The organism is Salinimicrobium oceani, from assembly GCF_012037645.1.
The window spans coordinates 1-396 of sequence record NZ_JAAVJR010000889.1; the positions used below are offsets into that span (position 1 = coordinate 1).

The 396-nt window shown below is 44.7% G+C and carries 1 protein-coding gene; it reads left to right on the forward strand.

Annotated elements, in window-relative coordinates; all coding sequences use genetic code 11:
• Positions 1-396, forward strand: a 396-nt coding sequence (locus HC175_RS19905; RefSeq protein ID WP_479685246.1) for a GAF domain-containing protein, incomplete at both ends; no start/stop codon positions are given.

Genomic DNA, 396 nt, shown 5'->3' on the forward strand with positions numbered 1-396 from the left:
TCTCTATCCGGAAGCTGCTTCTTATAAAGACACTGCCTCGGGAGTCTTAAGTTTAAAAATTGCTGAAAATAAATATTTCTTCTGGTTTAGGCCCGAGGAGGTGCAGGTGGTGAACTGGGGAGGAAATCCTGAAGAAAAAGCATTTTACAACGAAAAAGAACAGCGGCTTAGTCCCAGGAAATCTTTCGAAAAATGGTCACAGGAACTTACAGGTGTCTCAGAACCCTGGAATATCCTTGATCGCAATATCGCAAGAGCGCTTAGAGAAAATGTAAGTCACTTCCTCCTGGCCAGGCAACGGGAGGAGATCGAGGCTTTGAATGCAAAATTGACTGAAGCCAACCAGGAGCTGGAACTTTTTAGCTACGGACTCTCTCATGACCTTAGAGCTCCTAT